At 55.1% G+C, this 22,369-nt stretch carries 19 protein-coding genes, 4 tRNA genes and 2 rRNA genes; all 25 read left to right on the top strand.

Going from position 1 to position 22,369, the window contains the following annotated elements; translation table 11 throughout:
* Window positions 1–566, top strand: a 23S ribosomal RNA gene (locus D109_RS0107350); the annotation flags it as partial.
* Window positions 567–736: 170 nt separating this feature from the next.
* Window positions 737–852, top strand: a 5S ribosomal RNA gene (rrf, locus tag D109_RS0107345).
* Between the two features lie 169 nt (window positions 853–1,021).
* A complete protein-coding gene (gene birA / locus D109_RS0107340) occupies window positions 1,022–1,981 on the top strand; it encodes a bifunctional biotin--[acetyl-CoA-carboxylase] ligase/biotin operon repressor BirA (RefSeq protein ID WP_017476323.1) in 960 nt (319 codons plus the stop codon).
* Window positions 1,971–2,720: a pantothenate kinase gene (locus D109_RS0107335; RefSeq protein WP_017476322.1), complete on the top strand. Its 750-nt coding sequence runs from the start codon at window positions 1,971–1,973 to the stop codon at window positions 2,718–2,720. Before birA ends, D109_RS0107335 begins: the two co-directional genes overlap by 11 nt.
* Window positions 2,721–2,727: 7 nt before the next feature.
* Entirely contained in the window at window positions 2,728–3,174 is a 447-nt protein-coding gene (locus tag D109_RS0107330; protein ID WP_017476321.1) for a hypothetical protein, read from the top strand.
* Window positions 3,175–3,317: 143 nt separating this feature from the next.
* Window positions 3,318–3,402: transfer RNA gene (locus D109_RS0107325), tRNA-Tyr, on the top strand.
* A 23-nt stretch (window positions 3,403–3,425) separates the two neighbouring features.
* Window positions 3,426–3,499, top strand: a tRNA-Gly gene (locus D109_RS0107320).
* 26 nt (window positions 3,500–3,525) lie between these two features.
* Window positions 3,526–3,601, top strand: a tRNA-Thr gene (locus D109_RS0107315).
* Between the two features lie 163 nt (window positions 3,602–3,764).
* Window positions 3,765–3,840 (top strand) — tRNA-Trp (locus tag D109_RS0107310).
* A 45-nt stretch (window positions 3,841–3,885) separates the two neighbouring features.
* The gene (secE, locus tag D109_RS0107305) at window positions 3,886–4,254 is read left to right on the top strand and encodes a preprotein translocase subunit SecE (protein WP_003210099.1); all 369 of its coding nucleotides are present in this window, start codon (window positions 3,886–3,888) and stop codon (window positions 4,252–4,254) included.
* A 9-nt stretch (window positions 4,255–4,263) separates the two neighbouring features.
* Window positions 4,264–4,797 (top strand): transcription termination/antitermination protein NusG, encoded by a 534-nt coding sequence (nusG, locus tag D109_RS0107300; RefSeq protein ID WP_003176436.1) that lies wholly within the window; start codon window positions 4,264–4,266, stop codon window positions 4,795–4,797.
* 117 nt (window positions 4,798–4,914) lie between these two features.
* A complete protein-coding gene (rplK, locus tag D109_RS0107295) occupies window positions 4,915–5,346 on the top strand; it encodes a 50S ribosomal protein L11 (protein ID WP_003210097.1) in 432 nt (143 codons plus the stop codon).
* Window positions 5,346–6,041, top strand: a complete 696-nt coding sequence (gene rplA / locus D109_RS0107290) for a 50S ribosomal protein L1 (RefSeq protein ID WP_003176434.1) — start codon at window positions 5,346–5,348, stop codon at window positions 6,039–6,041. Before rplK ends, rplA begins: the two co-directional genes overlap by 1 nt.
* Window positions 6,042–6,239: 198 nt before the next feature.
* Window positions 6,240–6,740 carry a 50S ribosomal protein L10 gene (gene rplJ / locus D109_RS0107285; RefSeq protein WP_010174464.1) on the top strand — a complete coding sequence of 167 codons (501 nt, stop codon included), beginning with the start codon at window positions 6,240–6,242 and terminating at the stop codon, window positions 6,738–6,740.
* 78 nt (window positions 6,741–6,818) lie between these two features.
* Window positions 6,819–7,184 (top strand): 50S ribosomal protein L7/L12, encoded by a 366-nt coding sequence (gene rplL / locus D109_RS0107280; protein ID WP_003210093.1) that lies wholly within the window; start codon window positions 6,819–6,821, stop codon window positions 7,182–7,184.
* A 220-nt stretch (window positions 7,185–7,404) separates the two neighbouring features.
* Window positions 7,405–11,478, top strand: coding sequence for a DNA-directed RNA polymerase subunit beta (gene rpoB, locus D109_RS0107275; RefSeq protein WP_017476319.1), 4,074 nt, complete (start codon window positions 7,405–7,407; stop codon window positions 11,476–11,478).
* A gap of 64 nt (window positions 11,479–11,542) precedes the next feature.
* Window positions 11,543–15,742, top strand: coding sequence for a DNA-directed RNA polymerase subunit beta' (rpoC, locus tag D109_RS0107270; protein WP_017476318.1), 4,200 nt, complete (start codon window positions 11,543–11,545; stop codon window positions 15,740–15,742).
* A gap of 216 nt (window positions 15,743–15,958) precedes the next feature.
* A complete protein-coding gene (gene rpsL / locus D109_RS0107265) occupies window positions 15,959–16,330 on the top strand; it encodes a 30S ribosomal protein S12 (RefSeq protein WP_002555494.1) in 372 nt (123 codons plus the stop codon).
* A 118-nt stretch (window positions 16,331–16,448) separates the two neighbouring features.
* Window positions 16,449–16,919: a 30S ribosomal protein S7 gene (rpsG, locus tag D109_RS0107260; protein ID WP_002555493.1), complete on the top strand. Its 471-nt coding sequence runs from the start codon at window positions 16,449–16,451 to the stop codon at window positions 16,917–16,919.
* A 30-nt stretch (window positions 16,920–16,949) separates the two neighbouring features.
* The gene (gene fusA, locus D109_RS0107255) at window positions 16,950–19,055 is read left to right on the top strand and encodes an elongation factor G (protein ID WP_010174505.1); all 2,106 of its coding nucleotides are present in this window, start codon (window positions 16,950–16,952) and stop codon (window positions 19,053–19,055) included.
* Window positions 19,056–19,085: 30 nt separating this feature from the next.
* Window positions 19,086–20,279, top strand: a complete 1,194-nt coding sequence (tuf, locus tag D109_RS0107250; protein ID WP_003210085.1) for an elongation factor Tu — start codon at window positions 19,086–19,088, stop codon at window positions 20,277–20,279.
* Window positions 20,280–20,420: 141 nt separating this feature from the next.
* Window positions 20,421–20,732 (top strand): 30S ribosomal protein S10, encoded by a 312-nt coding sequence (gene rpsJ / locus D109_RS0107245; protein WP_003210084.1) that lies wholly within the window; start codon window positions 20,421–20,423, stop codon window positions 20,730–20,732.
* An 81-nt stretch (window positions 20,733–20,813) separates the two neighbouring features.
* The gene (rplC, locus tag D109_RS0107240; protein ID WP_003194649.1) at window positions 20,814–21,449 is read left to right on the top strand and encodes a 50S ribosomal protein L3; all 636 of its coding nucleotides are present in this window, start codon (window positions 20,814–20,816) and stop codon (window positions 21,447–21,449) included.
* 12 nt (window positions 21,450–21,461) lie between these two features.
* Window positions 21,462–22,064 (top strand): 50S ribosomal protein L4, encoded by a 603-nt coding sequence (gene rplD, locus D109_RS0107235; protein WP_003210082.1) that lies wholly within the window; start codon window positions 21,462–21,464, stop codon window positions 22,062–22,064.
* On the top strand, window positions 22,061–22,360 hold the full coding sequence (rplW, locus tag D109_RS0107230) for a 50S ribosomal protein L23 (RefSeq protein ID WP_002555488.1): 300 nt from the start codon (window positions 22,061–22,063) through the stop codon (window positions 22,358–22,360). Before rplD ends, rplW begins: the two co-directional genes overlap by 4 nt.
* Window positions 22,361–22,369: the final 9 nt, after the last annotated feature.

Genomic DNA, 22,369 nt, shown 5'->3' with positions numbered 1-22,369 from the left:
GCGCTTGACTGCGAGACAGACACGTCGAGCAGGTACGAAAGTAGGTCTTAGTGATCCGGTGGTTCTGTATGGAAGGGCCATCGCTCAACGGATAAAAGGTACTCCGGGGATAACAGGCTGATACCGCCCAAGAGTTCATATCGACGGCGGTGTTTGGCACCTCGATGTCGGCTCATCACATCCTGGGGCTGAAGCCGGTCCCAAGGGTATGGCTGTTCGCCATTTAAAGTGGTACGCGAGCTGGGTTTAGAACGTCGTGAGACAGTTCGGTCCCTATCTGCCGTGGACGTTTGAGATTTGAGAGGGGCTGCTCCTAGTACGAGAGGACCGGAGTGGACGAACCTCTGGTGTTCCGGTTGTCACGCCAGTGGCATTGCCGGGTAGCTATGTTCGGAATAGATAACCGCTGAAAGCATCTAAGCGGGAAACTAGCCTCAAGATGAGATCTCACTGGAACCTTGAGTTCCCTGAAGGGCCGTCGAAGACTACGACGTTGATAGGTTGGGTGTGTAAGCGCTGTGAGGCGTTGAGCTAACCAATACTAATTGCCCGTGAGGCTTGACCATATAACACCCAAGCAATTTGTATGCTTCGAGCTGAAAAGCGAAAGAGCACCAGATTGCGGTGTGTGAAGACGAAACGAACCGAAAGTTCGAATCTCACAAAACACCGAAAGCTATCACATACCCAATTTGCTGAAGCGAGGCCAACTGGTCACGACTCAGTACCCGAATTTCTTGACGACCATAGAGCATTGGAACCACCTGATCCCATCCCGAACTCAGCAGTGAAACGATGCATCGCCGATGGTAGTGTGGGGTTTCCCCATGTGAGAGTAGGTCATCGTCAAGATTAAATTCCGAAGCCCCTGATTGCTAACGCAATCAGGGGTTTTGTTTTGGGCGGTCGGAAAGTATGGCGGGCGAAGACTGTCATTGTCTTGAATGCTAAAGTCCTGCCTTTCTATGCAATGGCCCTACGCATGGCTATCATGCGTGCCTCATTGTGAGGCGAGACTTGCATGCTGACGTTGTTGAAACTTCTAAAAGATGGTCGATTCCACTCCGGGGAAGCGCTTGGTGCTGCCTTGGGCGTCAGTCGCAGTGCTGTATGGAAACAGCTTCAGCATCTCGAGGCGGAATTGAATCTCTCTATCCATAAAGTTCGCGGCAGGGGATATCAGTTGGCTACGCCCCTGGTGTTGTTGAGTGCTGATGAAATTGCTCGACACATACCGCCTCCTGCATGGACTGTTCATATCTCGGACTCCATTGACTCTACTAATGCCGAAGCGTTGCGGCTTATCGAGGCTGGCCGCACTGCGCCATTTCTTGTGCTTTCGGAGCAGCAAACTGCCGGCAGGGGGAGGCGAGGGCGTAAGTGGGTCAGTCCTTTCGCTCAGAACGTGTACTACAGCCTCGTGCTGCGGATCGACGGCGGCATGCGTCAGTTGGAGGGCCTAAGCCTTGTAGTCGGACTTGCAGTTATGCAGGCGCTGCGGGATGCGGGTGTTCGCAATGCTGGGTTGAAGTGGCCTAATGACGTTTTGGTTGGGCAGAAAAAGATAGCCGGAATTCTCCTGGAGCTGATCGGGGATCCTGCTGATGTTTGTCACGTCGTCCTCGGTATTGGCATTAATGTGAATATGCAAAAAGCGGATGAGGTCGATCAGCAATGGACCTCCGTGCAATTGGAGACTGGCAATGCTGTCGATCGTAACTACCTGGTAGCGCGTCTTGGTGTGCAACTGCAGGCTTATCTTGAGCGACACCGGCTGTCCGGCTTTTCCGCGATCCAGGGTGAGTGGGAACAGAGCCATTTATGGCAGGGCCGGCCGGTATCGCTCATCGCTGGTGTGAATCAGATCGATGGAGTGGTATTGGGGATCGACGGGCAGGGTGCGTTAAGGTTGAGCGTGGACGGTGTCGAAAAAGTCTATAGCGGTGGTGAGCTAAGCCTGAGGTTGCGTGATGATTCTTGAGCTCGACTGTGGGAACAGCTTTATCAAATGGCGGGTGCTTGAGTCAGATAAGGCGCGCATCTTTGCCGAGGGTGTCGTTGGGTCGGATGCCTCGTTGATCGAAAGCCTGTTCGCTCTCACGGGGCTTGCGCTAAGGGACTGTCGGTTGGTGAGTGTTCGAGCCTCGGATGAGACGAATCAGCTCGTGACTACCCTGGTGGAGGCGTTTGGCGTGAAGGTCCTATGTGCTACTTCGGCAAGGCAGATGGGTGGGGTTAGGAACGGGTACGAAGACTTCGAGCGCCTTGGGCTGGATCGCTGGCTCGCAATGTTGGGTGGTTTTCAGTTGGCGCGGGGTGCGTGCCTGGTGCTTGATTTTGGCACTGCAGCAACAGCGGACTTCATTGCTGCGGACGGTGAGCATCTCGGAGGCTTTATTTGCCCCGGCATGCCGCTGATGCGTAACCAGTTGCGAACACATACGCGAAAAATACGCTATGACGATATTGCCGCCGAGCGCGCCCTTGAGGCTCTGTCTCCGGGGCGTACAACCGTGGAGGCGGTAGAGCGTGGCTGTACGCTCATGCTGAGAGGGTTTGTACTGACTCAGCTGGAATTGGCTCGAAGCTACTGGGGGGGCGACTTCACTGTCTTTCTCACCGGCGGCGACGCCGAGTTGGTGGCTGACGCGGTGCCTCATGGGAGGCTCGTCCCTGATCTGGTTTTTGTTGGCTTGGCGATGGCGTGCCCTTTGTCCTGAGGTTTTTATGCGTTGGCTGTTTCTGCTTTTGCTGGTCCTCAATGTCTTCTATTACATCTGGCATCAGCAGGAGGCTCCTCTGCGCGCTAAAGATGTCACGCCTTTGGCGCTCTATCGTGGCTCTCAGCAAGATATCAAGCTGCTAAGCGAATCGGCTGATGCGATGGTGCGGCGAGACAAGGCAAAGACGCTTGAAGCGCAGCCCACATGTCTGTACATCGGCGGCCTGGCCGATCAGAAAGAGGTCGAATCCGTTGAGCAGCGCCTTACAAGCCTTGATATAAAGGTCAAACTGCAATCTCTGAGCCTGCCTGATGCTCCCGGGTACTGGCTGCGAGTAGCCCCTGAAAGCAGGCGCTTGGCCGACGATCTGCCCTTTGAAAACCTTGCTAATGAATTCAATGAGTTAAAACATAAAATAATGCCGTGCGAAGGCATTGCAACCTTCGAATAGTTTGCATAGAATGGCGCCCGCTTCGCAGTGAAGACCTCTTGGGTCGACAAGGTGGAACGAAGGTCAACGCAGCTAACCTCATATTTTTAAATGAGAAAGTGGTTGACAGAAGGCTGGCATGATGTAGAATGCCGGCTCGCTTAGGAGGGGTTCCCGAGCGGCCAAAGGGATCAGACTGTAAATCTGACGTCTACGACTTCGAAGGTTCGAATCCTTCCCCCTCCACCATTTTAGCGTGAGCTGCAAGCTCCGCGGGTATAGTTTAGTGGTAGAACCTCAGCCTTCCAAGCTGATGATGCGGGTTCGATTCCCGCTACCCGCTCCAAGTTTGCAGGTTGTGCAAGTTGTTTCGCTCTTGTAGCTCAGTTGGTAGAGCACACCCTTGGTAAGGGTGAGGTCAGCGGTTCAAATCCGCTCAAGAGCTCCATATAACAAGGCAGATATGAAAATATCTGCCTTTGTTTTAACAGCTACCTCTGATTGATTCTGTGCTCTCTCGTGATTTTGTTTGGGTAGGTTGCGGGTTCGCAGGGGTTTGTTGTTGTAAAGTCTTTTTCAGATCGGCATAATTGTCGGCCTGATTTTGTTTTAGGTCAGTAGCTCAATTGGCAGAGCGACGGTCTCCAAAACCGTAGGTTGGGGGTTCGATTCCCTCCTGACCTGCCAGATTCACTTGGTGTGTCTGGCTTTCTTTTCACAGGATCTTCATAGATGACTCCTAAGGCTGAAGCTCAAGGCTCTCGCTTCGATCTGCTCAAGTGGCTTGTAGTAGTCGCTGTTGTGGTGGTAGGCGTTGTTGGCAACCAGTACTACTCTGGGTCGCCAATCCTGTACCGTGTCCTCGCATTGCTCGCCCTCGCTGCTGTCGCTGCCTTTGTTGGCCTGCAGACTGCAAAAGGCAAGTCGTTTGCGGTCCTGGTGAAGGAAGCTCGTACCGAGATCCGTAAAGTCGTTTGGCCGACTCGCCAAGAAACCACGCAGACCACGTTGATCGTGGTAGCTGTTGTTCTGGTTATGGCGTTGCTGTTGTGGGGGCTCGACTCCCTGCTCGGCTGGCTTGTTTCCTTGATTGTTGGCTAAGGGTGTCCCGTGGCTAAGCGTTGGTACGTTGTGCATGCTTACTCGGGTTACGAGAAGCATGTCATGCGCTCTTTGCTAGAGCGCGTAAAGCTGGCAGGCATGGAAGATGGCTTCGGCGAAATTCTGGTTCCCACTGAAGAAGTGGTTGAAATGCGTAATGGCCAGAAACGCAAAAGCGAGCGCAAGTTCTTCCCTGGCTACGTGCTGGTTCAAATGGACATGAATGAGGGTACTTGGCACTTGGTCAAGGACACTCCTCGCGTCATGGGTTTCATCGGCGGTACCGCTGATAAACCTGCTCCGATCACTGACAAAGAGGCAGAAGCAATTCTGCGCCGCGTTGCTGACGGTAGCGACAAACCCAAGCCGAAGACGTTGTTCGAGCCGGGTGAGGTTGTTCGTGTTACAGATGGTCCGTTTGCAGATTTTAACGGCACTGTCGAAGAAGTTAACTACGAAAAGAGCCGGATCCAAGTGGCAGTGCTCATTTTCGGTCGCTCTACTCCGGTAGAGCTAGAGTTCAGCCAGGTCGAAAAAGTCTAGCTGAGCAAGCATCCCAACCCCGCAGCCTTAGGCTGTGGGGTTTTGTCGTCACTGGGATAAACGCGCAAGTAACCGGGGAGCCTTTCGAGGCGTTCGAACCCGTAATTGGAGTGCCTCATGGCCAAGAAGATTACCGCTTACATCAAGCTGCAAGTGAAGGCCGCTCAGGCCAACCCAAGCCCACCTGTTGGTCCAGCTCTGGGTCAGCACGGCGTGAACATCATGGAATTCTGCAAGGCCTTCAACGCCCGTACTCAGGGTATTGAACCAGGTCTGCCGACTCCAGTGATCATCACTGTATACAGCGACCGTAGCTTCACCTTCGAAACCAAGTCGACCCCGGCTTCGGTTCTGTTGAAGAAAGCTGCTGGTCTGACTAGCGGTTCCGCTCGTCCTAACACCGTTAAGGTTGGCACCGTGACCCGTGCTCAGCTGGAAGAAATCGCGAAAACCAAAAACGCGGATCTGACTGCAGCTGATATGGATGCAGCCGTGCGTACCATCGCCGGTTCTGCTCGTAGCATGGGCCTTAACGTGGAGGGTGTGTAATGGCTAAGCTGACCAAGCGCCAAAAGGCTATCGCCGGCAAAATCGAAGCGGGCAAGTCCTACAACTTTGTAGACGCTGCTGCCCTGCTGACCGAGCTGTCGACTGTCAAGTTCAGCGAGTCTGTTGACGTTGCTGTAAACCTGGGCGTTGACCCACGTAAATCCGACCAGGTCGTTCGTAGCGCTACTGTGCTGCCACACGGTACTGGCAAGACTGTACGTGTAGCTGTCTTCACCCAAGGCCCAGCAGCTGAAGCTGCTCTGGCCGCCGGCGCTGATCGCGTTGGCATGGACGACCTGGCTGCCGAAATGAAAGGCGGCGACCTGAACTATGACGTCGTAATTGCTTCCCCGGATGCAATGCGCGTTGTAGGTCAGTTGGGTCAGATCCTCGGTCCACGTGGTCTGATGCCTAACCCTAAAGTCGGCACCGTAACTCCAGACGTAGCTACCGCGGTAAAAAACGCCAAGGCTGGTCAGGTTCGTTATCGCACCGACAAAAACGGCATCATTCACACCTCCGTTGGCAAAGTCGGCTTTGATGCCGTCAAGCTGAAGGAAAACGTTGAAGCCCTGATCGCTGATCTGAAGCGTATCAAGCCAGCTTCCTCGAAAGGTATCTACGTCAAGCGCGTTACCCTGAGCACCACTATGGGCCCAGGTCTGGTCATCGACCAAGGCTCGCTGGACGTATAAGACACAAATTGGCGCAAGTAATTGCGCCAATTGAAAGATTGGGGTCCCTGCCTGGCGGGGGCTATCCAAGACCGTAGGCGACGCAAGTCTTAAACCACAAGCCTACGCAGATGGTGCTCCCGGTTCCTTACCGAATCAGACACCAAAACGACATCCGGCCCAGGCCAGATGAAACGGTAACAAGCAGGAGTTAAACCCGTGGCAATTAATCTCGAAGACAAGAAGGCCATCGTCGCTGAAGTCAACGAGGCTGCCAAAGCTGCTCTGTCCGCTGTCGTGGCTGATGCCCGTGGTGTGACAGTAGGCGCTATGACCGGACTCCGTAAAGAGGCTCGTGAAGCTGGCGTATACGTACGTGTTGTACGTAACACCCTGCTCAAGCGCGCTGTTGCTGACACTGAATACAGTGTCCTCAACGACGTGTTCACCGGCCCGACTCTGATCGCGTTCTCCAAAGAACATCCAGGCGCTGCTGCCCGTTTGTTCAAAGAATTCGCCAAGAGTCAGGATAAGTTCGAGATCAAGGCAGCTGCGTTCGAGGGCAAGTTCCTCGCAGCTAACCAAATCGACGTACTGGCAACACTGCCGACCCGTAACGAAGCTATTTCTCAGCTGATGAGCGTGATTCAAGGCGCTACCAGCAAGTTGGCTCGTACTCTGGCCGCAGTTCGCGAGCAAAAAGAAGCTGCCGCAGCCTAAGGCTGAGCATCTCCTCTCGCGTATTTTTGTTTATTTCGATGGCCGCGTAGGCCGTCCCCCAATTCAGGAATTACAGCAATGTCTATCTCCCAAGACGATATCCTCAACGCCGTAGCTGAAATGTCGGTTCTGCAGGTTGTTGAGCTGATCAAAGCTTTCGAAGAAAAATTCGGTGTTTCCGCTGCCGCTGCTTCGGCTGGCCCAGCTGTTGCTGCTGTTGCTGCTGAAGAGCAAACCGAATTCAACGTCATGCTGCTGGAAGCTGGCGAGAAGAAAGTAAACGTGATCAAGGCAGTACGTGAACTGACCGGTCTGGGCCTGAAAGAAGCCAAGGCAGTAGTTGACGGTGCCCCTGCCCAGGTTCTGGAAGCAGTGTCGAAAGACGCAGCTGACAAAGCTAAAGCAGTGCTGGAAGAAGCAGGCGCTAAAGTCGAGCTGAAGTAAGCATCGACCTTGCGTCTCCAGCCCAAGCGTTAAGCTGAAGGCTGATGGCTGGTGGCTCTTGCCACCGGCCTTTTTCCGTTATTGGCAATCGACTCGGTCGTCGCCTCTAACGCGCTGTAACCACCCGATGCGGTGGTGCAAACCATGGGGTTTGCAAGATTTTCTGGCTGCTCCCGTCGGGAGGGGCCAAACAAGCAGGTGACCAAGCTGGGGAACGCTGATGGCTTACTCATATACTGAGAAAAAACGTATCCGCAAGGACTTTAGCAAGTTGCCGGACGTCATGGATGTCCCGTACCTTCTGGCTATCCAGCTGGATTCGTATCGTGAATTCTTGCAGGCGGGAGCGACCAAAGATCAGTTCCGCGACGTGGGCCTGCATGCGGCCTTCAAATCCGTTTTCCCGATCATCAGCTACTCCGGCAATGCTGCGCTGGAGTACGTCGGTTATCGCCTGGGCGAACCGGCATTTGATGTCAAAGAATGCGTGTTGCGCGGTGTTACGTACGCCGTACCTTTGCGGGTAAAAGTCCGTCTGATCATCTTCGACAAAGAGTCGTCGAACAAAGCGATCAAGGACATCAAAGAGCAAGAAGTCTACATGGGTGAAATCCCCCTGATGACTGAGAACGGTACCTTCGTTATCAACGGTACCGAGCGCGTTATCGTTTCCCAGCTGCACCGTTCCCCGGGCGTGTTCTTCGACCACGACCGCGGCAAGACGCACAGCTCCGGCAAGCTCCTGTACTCCGCGCGGATCATTCCGTACCGCGGTTCGTGGTTGGACTTCGAGTTCGACCCGAAAGACTGCGTGTTCGTGCGTATCGACCGTCGTCGCAAGCTGCCGGCCTCGGTACTGCTGCGCGCGCTCGGCTATACCACTGAGCAAGTGCTGGATGCCTTCTATACCACTAACGTATTCCACCTGAGCGGCGAAACCCTCAGCCTGGAACTGGTGCCTCAGCGCCTGCGTGGTGAGATTGCCGTTCTGGACATCCAGGACGAAAAAGGCAAGGTCATCGTTGAAGCCGGCCGCCGTATTACCGCGCGCCACATCAACCAGATCGAAAAAGCCGGTATCAAGACGCTGGAAGTGCCTCTGGACTACGTCCTGGGTCGCACCACCGCCAAGGTCATCGTGCACCCGGCCACCGGCGAAATCCTGGCTGAATGCAACACCGAGCTGAACACCGAGATCCTGGCGAAAATCGCCAAGTCCCAGGTTGTTCGCATCGAGACCCTGTACACCAACGACATCGACTGCGGTCCGTTCGTCTCCGACACCCTGAAGATCGACTCCACCAGCAACCAATTGGAAGCGCTGGTCGAGATCTATCGCATGATGCGTCCTGGCGAGCCACCAACCAAAGACGCTGCCGAGACCCTGTTCAACAACCTGTTCTTCAGCCCTGAGCGCTATGACCTGTCTGCGGTCGGCCGGATGAAGTTCAACCGTCGTATCGGTCGTACCGAGATCGAAGGTTCGGGCGTGCTGTGCAAGGAAGACATCGTCGCGGTACTGAAGACCCTGGTCGACATCCGTAACGGTAAAGGCATCGTCGATGACATCGACCACCTGGGTAACCGTCGTGTTCGCTGCGTAGGCGAAATGGCCGAGAACCAGTTCCGCGTTGGCCTGGTACGTGTTGAGCGTGCGGTCAAAGAGCGCCTGTCGATGGCAGAAAGCGAAGGCCTGATGCCGCAAGACTTGATCAACGCCAAGCCAGTGGCTGCGGCGGTGAAAGAGTTCTTCGGTTCCAGCCAGCTCTCTCAGTTCATGGACCAGAACAACCCGCTCTCCGAGATCACCCACAAGCGCCGTGTTTCCGCACTGGGCCCGGGCGGTCTGACCCGTGAACGTGCAGGCTTTGAAGTTCGTGACGTACACCCGACTCACTATGGTCGTGTATGCCCGATTGAAACGCCGGAAGGTCCGAACATCGGCCTGATCAACTCCCTGGCTGCTTATGCGCGCACCAACCAGTATGGCTTCCTCGAGAGCCCGTACCGTGTGGTGAAAGACGCACTGGTCACCGACGAGATCGTGTTCCTGTCCGCCATCGAAGAAGCTGATCACGTGATCGCTCAGGCTTCGGCCACGATGAACGACAAGAAAATGCTGATCGACGAGCTGGTAGCTGTTCGTCACTTGAACGAGTTCACCGTCAAGGCGCCGGAAGACGTCACCTTGATGGACGTATCGCCGAAGCAGGTAGTTTCGGTTGCAGCGTCGCTGATCCCGTTCCTGGAGCACGATGACGCCAACCGTGCGTTGATGGGTTCCAACATGCAGCGTCAAGCTGTGCCGACCCTGCGCGCTGACAAGCCGCTGGTAGGTACCGGCATGGAGCGTAACGTAGCCCGTGACTCCGGCGTTTGCGTCGTGGCTCGTCGTGGTGGCGTGATCGACTCCGTTGATGCCAGCCGTATCGTGGTTCGTGTTGCCGATGACGAAGTTGAAACTGGTGAAGCCGGTGTCGACATCTACAACCTGACCAAATACACCCGCTCCAACCAGAACACCTGCATCAACCAGCGTCCGCTGGTGAGCAAGGGTGATCGGGTTCAGCGCAGCGACATCATGGCAGACGGTCCGTCCACCGATATGGGTGAGCTGGCACTGGGCCAGAACATGCGCATCGCGTTCATGGCCTGGAACGGTTACAACTTCGAAGACTCCATCTGCCTGTCCGAGCGTGTGGTTCAGGAAGATCGTTTCACCACGATCCACATTCAGGAACTGACCTGTGTGGCTCGTGACACCAAGCTTGGGCCAGAGGAAATCACTGCAGACATCCCGAACGTGGGTGAAGCTGCACTGAACAAGCTGGACGAAGCCGGTATCGTTTACGTAGGTGCTGAAGTTGGCGCAGGCGACATTCTGGTGGGTAAGGTCACTCCGAAAGGCGAGACCCAACTGACTCCGGAAGAGAAGCTGTTGCGTGCCATCTTCGGTGAAAAAGCCAGCGACGTTAAAGACACTTCCCTGCGTGTACCTACCGGTACCAAAGGCACTGTCATCGACGTACAGGTCTTCACCCGTGACGGCGTTGAGCGTGATGCTCGTGCACTGTCCATCGAGAAGACTCAACTCGACGAGATCCGTAAGGACCTGAACGAAGAGTTCCGTATCGTTGAAGGCGCAACCTTCGAACGTCTGCGTTCCGCCCTGGTAGGCCACAAGGCTGAAGGCGGCGCAGGTCTGAAGAAGGGGCAGGACATCACCGACGAAGTACTCGACGGTCTTGAGCACGGCCAGTGGTTCAAACTGCGCATGGCTGAGGATGCTCTGAACGAGCAGCTCGAGAAGGCCCAGGCCTACATCGTTGATCGTCGCCGTCTGCTGGACGACAAGTTCGAAGACAAGAAGCGCAAGCTGCAGCAGGGCGATGACCTGGCTCCAGGCGTGCTGAAAATCGTCAAGGTTTACCTGGCAATCCGTCGCCGCATCCAGCCGGGCGACAAGATGGCCGGTCGTCACGGTAACAAAGGTGTGGTCTCTGTGATCATGCCGGTTGAAGACATGCCGCACGATGCCAATGGCACCCCGGTCGACGTCGTCCTCAACCCGTTGGGCGTACCTTCGCGTATGAACGTTGGTCAGATCCTTGAAACCCACCTGGGCCTCGCGGCCAAAGGTTTGGGCGAGAAGATCAACCGTATGATCGAAGAGCAGCGCAAGGTTGCTGACCTGCGCAAGTTCCTGCACGAGATCTACAACGAGATCGGCGGTCGCAACGAAGAGCTGGATACCTTCTCCGACCAGGAAATCCTGGATCTGGCGAAGAACCTGCGCGGTGGCGTTCCAATGGCTACCCCGGTGTTCGACGGTGCCAAGGAAAGCGAAATCAAGGCCATGCTGAAACTGGCAGACCTGCCAGAAAGCGGCCAGATGCAGCTGTTCGACGGCCGTACCGGCAACAAGTTTGAGCGCCCGGTTACTGTTGGCTACATGTACATGCTGAAGCTGAACCACTTGGTAGACGACAAGATGCACGCTCGTTCTACCGGTTCGTACAGCCTGGTTACCCAGCAGCCGCTGGGTGGTAAGGCTCAGTTCGGTGGTCAGCGTTTCGGGGAGATGGAGGTCTGGGCACTGGAAGCATACGGTGCTGCTTACACTCTGCAAGAAATGCTCACAGTGAAGTCGGACGATGTGAACGGTCGGACCAAGATGTACAAAAACATCGTGGACGGCGATCACCGTATGGAGCCGGGCATGCCCGAGTCCTTCAACGTGTTGATCAAAGAAATTCGTTCCCTCGGCATCGATATCGATCTGGAAACCGAATAACACGTGACGCGAATCGAGAGCGGGGCTGTTTAGCCCGCTCTCTGCTCCGCCAGGAGGAAAGGCCTTGAAAGACCTACTGAATTTGCTGAAAAACCAGGGTCAAGTCGAAGAGTTCGACGCCATCCGTATTGGATTGGCATCGCCTGAGATGATCCGTTCGTGGTCGTTCGGTGAAGTTAAAAAGCCGGAAACCATCAACTACCGTACGTTCAAACCAGAACGTGACGGCCTGTTCTGCGCCAAGATCTTTGGCCCGGTAAAGGATTACGAGTGCCTGTGCGGTAAGTACAAGCGCTTGAAGCACCGTGGTGTGATCTGCGAGAAGTGCGGCGTTGAAGTCGCACTGGCCAAGGTTCGTCGTGAGCGCATGGCGCACATCGAACTGGCTTCGCCGGTTGCCCACATCTGGTTCCTGAAATCGCTGCCGTCCCGTATCGGCTTGCTGATGGACATGACCCTGCGTGATATCGAACGCGTTCTCTACTTCGAGAGCTATGTCGTTATCGATCCAGGCATGACCACCCTTGAAAAAGGTCAGCTGCTTAACGACGAGCAGTACTTCGAAGCGCTGGAAGAGTTCGGCGACGATTTCGATGCCCGCATGGGTGCCGAAGCTGTCCGTGAACTGCTGCACGCTATCGACCTGGAACACGAGATTGGCCGTCTGCGTGAAGAAATTCCGCAAACCAACTCCGAAACCAAGATCAAGAAACTGTCCAAGCGTCTGAAGTTGATGGAAGCCTTCCAGGGTTCCGGCAACTTGCCAGAGTGGATGGTGCTGACCGTTCTGCCGGTTCTGCCGCCAGACCTGCGTCCGCTGGTACCGTTGGATGGCGGTCGCTTCGCGACTTCCGACCTCAACGACCTGTACCGTCGCGTGATCAACCGTAACAACCGCTTGAAGCGTCTGCTCGACCTGTCCGCTCCGGACATCATCGTGCGCAACGAAAAGCGTATGTTGCAAGAGGCTGTCGATGCCCTGCTCGACAACGGTCGTCGTGGCCGCGCTATCACCGGTTCGAACAAGCGTCCTCTGAAATCCTTGGCTGACATGATCAAGGGTAAGCAGGGTCGTTTCCGTCAGAACTTGCTCGGTAAGCGTGTTGACTACTCTGGTCGTTCGGTAATTACCGTAGGCCCGACCCTGCGTCTGCACCAGTGCGGTCTGCCGAAGAAGATGGCTCTCGAGCTGTTCAAGCCGTTCATTTTCGGCAAGCTGGAAATGCGTGGTCTCGCGACCACCATCAAGGCCGCCAAGAAAATGGTCGAGCGCGAACTGCCAGAGGTTTGGGACGTTCTCGCTGAAGTGATCCGTGAACACCCGGTTCTCCTCAACCGTGCACCGACCCTTCACCGTCTGGGTATCCAGGCGTTTGAACCGGTACTGATCGAAGGTAAGGCTATCCAGCTGCACCCTCTGGTCTGTGCTGCGTACAACGCCGACTTCGACGGCGACCAAATGGCCGTGCACGTACCGCTGACGCTGGAAGCCCAGCTGGAAGCGCGTGCGTTGATGATGTCGACCAACAACATTCTGTCGCCAGCCAACGGTGAGCCAATCATCGTTCCGTCGCAGGACGTTGTATTGGGTCTGTACTACATGACTCGTGAAGCGATCAACGCCAAGGGCGAAGGTCGTGTGTTCGCGGATCTGCAGGAAGTTGACCGTGTGTTCCGTGCCGGCGAAGCCGCACTGCACGCCAAGGTTAAAGTCCGCATCCACGAAACCATCAACGATCGTGACGGTGGCAGCGTCAAGAACACCCGTATCGTCGACACCACTGTCGGCCGTGCGCTGTTGTTCCAGGTTGTTCCACCTGGCCTGTCGTACGACGTGGTCAACCAGCCAATGAAGAAAAAGGCGATTTCCAAGCTGATCAACCAGTGCTACCGCGTGGTTGGTTTGAAAGAGACCGTTATCTTCGCTGACCAGTTGATGTACACCGGTTTTGCTTATTCGACCATTTCCGGCGTTTCCATCGGTGTTAACGACTTCGTTATCCCGGACGAGAAAGCCGCCATCATCGGTGCTGCTACCGATGAAGTGAAAGAGATCGAAAGCCAGTACGCCTCCGGCCTGGTAACCCAGGGCGAGAAGTACAACAAAGTGATCGACCTTTGGTCCAAGGCCAACGACGAAGTGTCGAAGGCGATGATGTCGAACCTCTCGAAAGAGCGCGTTATCGACCGTCATGGCGTAGAAGTCGATCAAGAGTCGTTCAACTCGATGTACATGATGGCCGACTCGGGCGCACGGGGTTCTGCTGCGCAGATCCGTCAGCTCGCCGGTATGCGTGGCCTGATGGCCAAGCCGGACGGTTCCATCATCGAAACGCCGATTACTGCGAACTTCCGTGAAGGTTTGAGCGTACTTCAGTACTTCATCTCGACTCACGGTGCTCGTAAAGGTCTGGCGGATACCGCGTTGAAAACCGCTAACTCCGGTTACCTGACTCGTCGTCTGGTAGACGTTGCACAAGACTTGGTTGTGACTGAAGTTGACTGCGGTACCGAGCACGGTCTGCTGATGACTCCGCACATCGAAGGCGGCGACGTTGTAGAGCCGTTGGGTGAGCGCGTACTGGGTCGAGTAATCGCCCGTGACGTATTCAAGCCAGGTACCGAGGAAATCATCGTTCCTGCCGGCACCCTGGTAGATGAGAAGTGGGTCGAGTTCATCGAACTCAACAGCATCGACGAAGTGATTGTTCGCTCGCCGATCAGCTGCGAAACCCGCTACGGCATTTGCGCCAAGTGCTACGGCCGTGACTTGGCTCGTGGTCACCAGGTGAACATCGGTGAAGCGGTCGGCGTTATCGCCGCCCAGTCCATCGGTGAGCCGGGTACCCAGCTGACCATGCGTACGTTCCACATCGGTGGTGCGGCGAGCCGGACCTCCGCAGCCGACAGCGTTCAGGTGAAGAATGGCGGTACCGTCCGTCTGCACAACCTGAAGCACGTTGAGCGAGTGGATGGCCACCTGGTGGCTGTGTCCCGTTCCGGTGAGCTGGCAATCGCTGATGACTACGGTCGTGAGCGTGAGCGTTACAAGCTGCCGTACGGTGCTGTGATTTCGGTTAAAGAAGGTGACAAGGTCGACGCTGGCGCAATCGTGGCCAAGTGGGATCCGCACACTCACCCAATCGTTACCGAAATGAAAGGTACCGTGACCTACGTGGGCATGGAAGAAGGCATCACGATCAAGCGTCAGACTGACGAATTGACCGGTATGACCAACATTGAAGTACTCGACGCCAAAGACCGTCCAGCTGCAGGCAAAGATATCCGTCCTGCTGTGAAGATGGTTGATGACAACGGCAAGGATCTGTTGCTGCCAGGCACTGACGTTATCGCTCAGTACTTCCTGCCAGCCAACGCCCTGGTCGGTGTTGCGGATGGTGCGAAGATCGCGATCGGTGATGTTATCGCTCGTATCCCGCAAGAAACTTCGAAGACCCGTGACATCACCGGTGGTCTGCCGCGTGTTGCCGACTTGTTCGAAGCTCGTCGTCCGAAAGAAGCGTCGATTCTGGCTGAAGTCAGCGGCACCATCGCGTTCGGTAAAGAGACCAAAGGTAAGCGCCGTCTGGTCATTACCCCGAACGACGGTAGCGATCCGTACGAAGAGCTGATTCCGAAGTGGCGTCACCTGAACGTCTTCGAAGGCGAACAGGTAAACCGCGGCGAAGTTATCTCCGACGGCCCGAGCGATCCACACGACATCCTGCGTCTGCTGGGTGTGAGTGCGCTGGCCAAGTACATCGTTAACGAGATCCAGGACGTTTACCGTCTGCAAGGCGTGAAGATCAACGATAAGCACATCGAGACCATCCTGCGTCAGATGCTGCGTAAAGTTGAAATCGCTGAATCCGGCGATTCGAGTTTCATCAAGGGCGACCAGATGGAACTGACTCACGTACTGGTAGAGAACGAGCGCCTGGCGAACGACGAGAAATTCGTTTCCAAGTTCACTCGTGTGTTGCTGGGTATCACCAAGGCGTCGTTGTCCACTGAGTCGTTCATCTCGGCGGCCTCCTTCCAAGAGACCACTCGCGTACTGACCGAAGCAGCGGTAACCGGCAAGCGCGATTACCTGCGCGGCCTGAAAGAAAACGTGGTTGTGGGTCGTCTGATCCCGGCCGGTACCGGCTTGGCCTACCACAGCGAGCGTAAGCGCCGCCGTGAACTCGACAAGCCGCTGCGCGTAAGCGCCAGTGAAGTGGAAGCTGCACTGACCGAAGCGCTGAACTCAAGCGGTAACTGAGTTCTGCGGTAAATAAGACCGGGCCCTGGCAGCCCCGTTCGTCGGATCGAGACAGATTTGTCCCGGTTCGATGGAGGGGGAGGTCGGGGCCTTGCCTTGACTGGGGACAAGATCCTCTTTAGACTCTTGTACCCCTAAATTTGGCGGGAATTCGTTCCTGCCATTTTGCTTTTCTTGCAAGACAATAGCGTCGCAAGACAACAGTGGAGCTAGTAGATGGCAACTATCAACCAGCTGGTACGTCAGCCGCGTAAGCGTATCGTCGAGAAATCCGACGTGCCTGCGCTGCAGAACTGCCCGCAACGTCGTGGCGTATGCACTCGCGTGTATACCACTACGCCGAAAAAACCTAACTCGGCACTGCGTAAAGTATGCCGTGTGCGCCTGACCAACGGTTTCGAGGTTTCCTCGTACATCGGCGGTGAAGGCCATAACCTGCAAGAGCACAGCGTGGTACTGATCCGCGGCGGTCGTGTAAAAGACTTGCCAGGTGTTCGTTACCACACCGTACGCGGCTCCTTGGATACTTCCGGCGTTAAAGGTCGTAACCAGGGTCGTTCGAAGTACGGTACCAAGAAGCCTAAGTAGTAGCGGCTTTTTGTAAAACTGAATCATCTTATTTTCTGAGTCGATAAGAGTAAGGTCGGAGGCGTCCCGAAAGGGCACCGATTCCGAGCGAACCTGAAGACCGTTTGAGGGCTTATCCATGCCAAGAAGACGCGTAGCAGCCAAGCGCGAAGTGCTTGACGATCCAAAATACGGAAGCCAAATTCTGGCCAAGTTCATGAACCACGTGATGGAGAGCGGCAAGAAAGCCGTTGCCGAGCGTATCGTTTATGGCGCGCTGGAAAAGGTTAAAGAACGCAAGAACAGCGACCCCCTGGAAATCTTCGAGAAAGCTCTCGACGCCATCGCTCCGCTGGTCGAAGTGAAGTCGCGCCGTGTAGGCGGTGCTACTTACCAGGTTCCGGTTGAAGTTCGCCCGTCCCGTCGTAACGCTTTGGCAATGCGCTGGTTGGTAGACTTCGCCCGTAAGCGCGGCGAGAAGTCTATGGCCCTGCGTTTGGCTGGCGAACTGTTGGACGCTGCTGAAGGTAAAGGTGCTGCTGTTAAGAAGCGTGAAGACGTGCACCGTATGGCTGAAGCCAACAAAGCTTTCTCGCACTACCGCTTCTAATTCTAGCTTCACTAATTTTGCGAGGGCTTTATGGCTCGTACTACTCCGATTAGTCGCTACCGTAACATCGGTATCGTCGCTCACGTGGATGCTGGTAAAACCACCACCACCGAGCGCGTCCTTTTTTACACCGGCAAAAGTCACAAGATGGGCGAGGTGCATGATGGCGCCGCGACCACAGACTGGATGGTTCAAGAGCAGGAGCGTGGTATTACCATTACTTCTGCTGCTATTACCGCCTTCTGGAAAGGTTCCGAGAAGCAGTACAAAGACGAACACCGCTTCAACGTAATCGATACCCCGGGCCACGTAGACTTCACCATTGAAGTTGAACGTTCCCTGCGCGTACTCGACGGCGCTGTCGTTGTGTTCTGCGGTACCTCGGGTGTTGAGCCTCAGTCGGAAACCGTATGGCGTCAGGCCAACAAGTACGGCGTTCCACGTCTTGTTTACGTAAACAAGATGGACCGTGCTGGTGCAAACTTTCTGCGCGTGATCGGTCAGATCAAGCAGCGTCTGGGTCACACCCCAGTGCCAATCCAGTTGGCTATCGGTTCCGAAGACAACTTCCAGGGGCAGATCGATCTGCTGACCATGGAAGCTGTTTACTGGAACGATGCTGACAAGGGTATGGTTCCTCGTCGCGAAGCTATCCCTGCTGAACTGCAGGAATTGGCTGACGAGTGGCGCAACAACATGGTTGAGGCTGCGGCCGAAGCCAGCGAAGAGCTGATGAACAAGTACCTCGAAGGTGAAGAACTCACCAACGCGGAAATCAAGGCCGCTCTGCGTCAGCGTACTATCGCTGGTGAGATCGTCTTGGCTGTTTGCGGTTCCTCGTTCAAGAACAAGGGCGTTCCCCTGGTTCTCGATGCTGTGATCGACTACCTGCCGGCACCAGTGGATATTCCTGCCATCAAGGGTACTGACCCTGATGACGAGACTATCGAGCTGGAGCGTCATGCAGACGACGCAGAACCGTTCTCCGCTCTGGCATTTAAAATTGCCACTGACCCATTCGTGGGTACTTTGACCTTCGTCCGTGTTTACTCGGGCGTGTTGAACTCCGGCGACGGCGTGATCAACTCGGTTAAAGGCAAGAAAGAGCGCGTGGGTCGTATGGTGCAAATGCACGCAAACGCCCGTGAAGAGATCAAGGAAGTACGCGCTGGTGACATCGCGGCCTTGATCGGCATGAAGGACGTCACCACTGGTGAGACCTTGTGCAACGCTGACAAGCCAATCATCCTGGTTCGCATGGACTTCCCGGAGCCGGTTATTTCGGTTGCCGTTGAGCCTAAGACCAAGGATGACCAGGAAAAAATGGGTATCGCTCTGGGCAAGCTTGCTCAGGAAGATCCATCTTTCCGCGTCAAGACTGATGAAGAGACTGGTCAAACGATCATCTCCGGCATGGGCGAGCTTCACCTGGACATCCTGGTTGACCGGATGCGCCGTGAGTTCAACGTCGAAGCCAACATCGGTAAGCCTCAGGTTTCCTATCGTGAGCGCATCACGAAGAACTGCGAAATCGAAGGCAAATTCGTTCGTCAATCCGGCGGTCGTGGCCAGTTCGGCCATTGCTGGATCCGTTTTGCTCCTGCTGATGAAGGTCAGGAAGGTCTGCAATTCGTGAACGAAGTAGTGGGCGGTGTTGTTCCTAAGGAATACATCCCGGCTATCCAGAAGGGTATCGAAGAGCAGATGAAAAACGGTGTTGTTGCCGGCTATCCGCTCATCGGCCTGAAGGCGACCGTTTTTGACGGTTCTTACCACGACGTCGACTCCAACGAGATGGCGTTTAAGGTGGCTGCTTCCATGGCTACCAAGCAACTGGCCCAGAAGGGCGGTGGTGAGTTGCTTGAGCCAATCATGGCAGTAGAAGTCGTTACGCCTGAAGACTACATGGGTGACGTGATGGGCGACCTTAACCGTCGTCGCGGCATGATCTTGGGTATGGAAGATACGGTTTCCGGCAAAGTGATTCGTGCCGAGGTTCCGTTGGGCGAGATGTTCGGTTATGCGACCGACGTTCGTTCCATGTCTCAGGGTCGCGCAAGCTACTCTATGGAATTCAAAAAATACAACACAGCTCCGGCGCACATCGCTGAAACTGTATCCAAAAAACAAGGCTGATTCAGTCCTTTAGGCAAGGAGTTAATTGTCGTGGCTAAAGAAAAATTTGATCGTTCCCTACCGCACGTAAACGTTGGCACTATCGGCCACGTTGACCACGGTAAAACCACTCTGACCGCTGCTCTGACTCGCGTCTGCTCCGAAGTTTTCGGTTCGGCTCGTGTTGACTTCGACAAGATCGACAGCGCACCAGAAGAAAAAGCTCGTGGTATCACCATCAACACCGCGCACGTTGAGTACAACTCGCTGATCCGTCACTATGCTCACGTTGACTGCCCAGGTCACGCTGACTATGTGAAGAACATGATCACTGGTGCTGCCCAGATGGACGGCGCAATCCTGGTTTGCTCGGCCGCTGATGGTCCGATGCCACAAACCCGTGAGCACATCCTGCTGTCCCGTCAGGTAGGCGTTCCGTACATCGTGGTCTTCCTGAACAAGGCTGACCTGGTAGACGACGCTGAGCTGCTGGAACTGGTTGAGATGGAAGTGCGCGATCTGCTGAGCACTTACGACTTCCCAGGCGACGACACTCCGATCATCATCGGTTCTGCTCGTATGGCTCTGGACGGTCTTGACGACAACGAAATGGGCACCACTGCCGTTCGTAAACTGGTTGAGACTCTGGACAGCTACATCCCAGATCCAGTTCGTGTTATCGACAAGCCGTTCCTGATGCCAATCGAAGACGTATTCTCGATCTCCGGTCGTGGTACTGTTGTAACTGGCCGTATCGAGCGCGGTATCGTTAAGGTTCAAGATCCACTGGAAATCGTTGGTCTGCGTGACACTACCGTCACCACCTGCACCGGTGTTGAAATGTTCCGTAAACTGCTCGACGAAGGTCGTGCAGGCGAGAACTGCGGCGTTCTGCTGCGTGGTACCAAGCGTGACGACGTTGAGCGTGGCCAGGTTCTGGTCAAGCCAGGTTCGGTTAAGCCGCACACTACCTTCGAAGCTGAAGTGTACGTGTTGAGCAAAGAAGAAGGCGGCCGTCACACTCCGTTCTTCAAAGGCTACCGTCCACAGTTCTACTTCCGGACCACTGACGTGACCGGTAACTGCGAACTGCCGGAAGGCGTTGAAATGGTAATGCCAGGCGACAACATCAAAATGGTTGTCACCCTGATCAAAACCATCGCAATGGAAGATGGTCTGCGTTTCGCTATCCGTGAAGGCGGTCGTACCGTCGGCGCTGGCGTCGTAGCCAAAATCATCGCTTAATAAGTGATGACTTGAAAAAGCCCCCGCTCAGCGGGGGCTTTTTTATTGAGTTGACACCCATATGGGGCGTCTATAGAATTGCGCCTCCTTTTAACGGGCGTGTTGCGCTCGCTGGGAATAGCAGCCGGAGTCTGAAATCCAATGGCAAATCAGCAAATTCGTATCAGGTTGAAGGCTTTTGACCACAAACTGATCGACCAATCCACCCAGGAAATCGTGGAAACCGCGAAACGTACTGGTGCTCAAGTGCGTGGTCCAATTCCACTGCCTACCCGTAAAGAGCGGTTCACCGTTCTGGTCTCCCCGCACGTCAACAAAGACGCGCGTGACCAGTACGAGATCCGTACTCATAAGCGCGTGCTGGACATCGTCCTGCCAACGGATAAAACCGTTGATGCACTTATGAAGCTTGATCTGGCGGCCGGTGTGGAAGTACAGATCAGCCTCGGCTAAGACTTGGGTCTTAGTCGTGTAACGCTCTGAAATGGGCGGCCATAGCGGGTGAAAGCCCCGTACACTCATGAGGTTTACAACATGACTATTGGTGTAGTCGGTCGTAAATGCGGTATGACCCGTATTTTCACCGAAGAAGGTGTCTCCATTCCGGTCACGGTCATTGAGATCGAACCGAATCGCGTCACCCAGTTTAAAACTGAAGAAACCGATGGCTATCGTGCAGTGCAAGTCACTGTCGGCGAGCGTCGTGCTTCGCGTGTGACTGCTGCTCAAGCAGGTCACTTCGCTAAAGCAAACGTTGCAGCTGGTCGTACTGTCATGGAGTTCCGTCTTGAAGACGGCGACTACCAGGCTGGCGATCTGATCAACGCTGAAATCTTCGCTGCTGGTCAACTGGTTGATGTAACCGGTCAGTCCAAAGGTAAAGGCTTCCAGGGTACGATCAAGCGTTGGAATTTCCGTGGCCAAGACAACACTCACGGTAACTCCGTTTCCCACCGCGTCCCGGGCTCTATTGGCCAGTGCCAGACTCCTGGTCGTGTATTCAAGGGCAAAAAAATGTCCGGTCATATGGGCGCTGAGCGCGTGACCGTGCAGTCCCTCGAAGTAGTGCGCGTCGACGCTGAACGCAATCTGTTGTTGGTCAAGGGTGCTGTTCCTGGCGCTACTGGCGGCAACCTGGTTGTACGTCCAGCGGCCAAGGCTCGCGGTTAAGGGGAAGCTGACATGCAATTAAATGTAAATGACGCTCAAGCGATCGAAGTTTCCGAACTGACATTTGGCGGCGAATTCAACGAGACGCTGGTTCACCAAGCAGTCGTGGCCTACATGGCCGGCGGCCGTCAAGGTAGCAAGCAGCAAAAGACCCGTTCCGACGTTCGTGGTGGCGGTAAGCGCCCTTGGCGTCAGAAAGGTACTGGCCGTGCTCGTGCCGGTACTATCCGTAGCCCAATCTGGCGTGGCGGCGGTACCACTTTCGCAGCACGTCCACAGGATCACACCCAGAAGCTCAACAAGAAGATGTATCGCGCAGCACTGCGCTCCATCCTTGCTGAACTCGTGCGTACTGATCGTCTGGTCGTGGTTCAGGACTTCGCTGTTGAAGCGCCGAAAACCAAAGATCTGCTGAACAAGCTGAATGGCATGGGCCTGACTGACGTCCTGATCGTGTCTGAAGCTGTTGATCAGAACCTGTACCTGGCTGCTCGCAACCTGCCACACGTTGATGTACGTGACGTGCAAGGTTCCGATCCAGTTAGTCTGATCGCATACGACAAGGTGTTGATCACCGTGTCGGCCGTGAAGAAATTCGAGGAGCTGCTGGGATGAACCAGGAACGCGTATTTAAAGTTCTGCTTGGCCCGCACGTTTCCGAAAAGGCTACGGTTCTGGCTGACAAGAAAGGCCAGTTCGTTTTCAAGGTTGCAACTGACGCAACCAAGCTGGAAATCAAGAAGGCCGTCGAAAGCCTGTTCAGCGTGAAAGTAGAGCGTGTTACTACCCTGAATGTTCTGGGTAAGAGCAAGCGCACTGCTCGCGGTCTGGGCAAGCGTAATGACTGGAAGAAGGCAGTTATCTCCCTTCAGCCAGGCCAAGATCTCGATTTCAGCAGCAGTGCTGAGTAAGGAAGGGGT

This window comes from Pseudomonas sp. PAMC 26793 (assembly GCF_000313235.1).
Lineage (GTDB): Bacteria > Pseudomonadota > Gammaproteobacteria > Pseudomonadales > Pseudomonadaceae > Aquipseudomonas > Aquipseudomonas yamanorum.
Note: the sequence above shows the minus strand (reverse complement) of the source record. Positions and strands in the feature narration are given on the sequence as shown.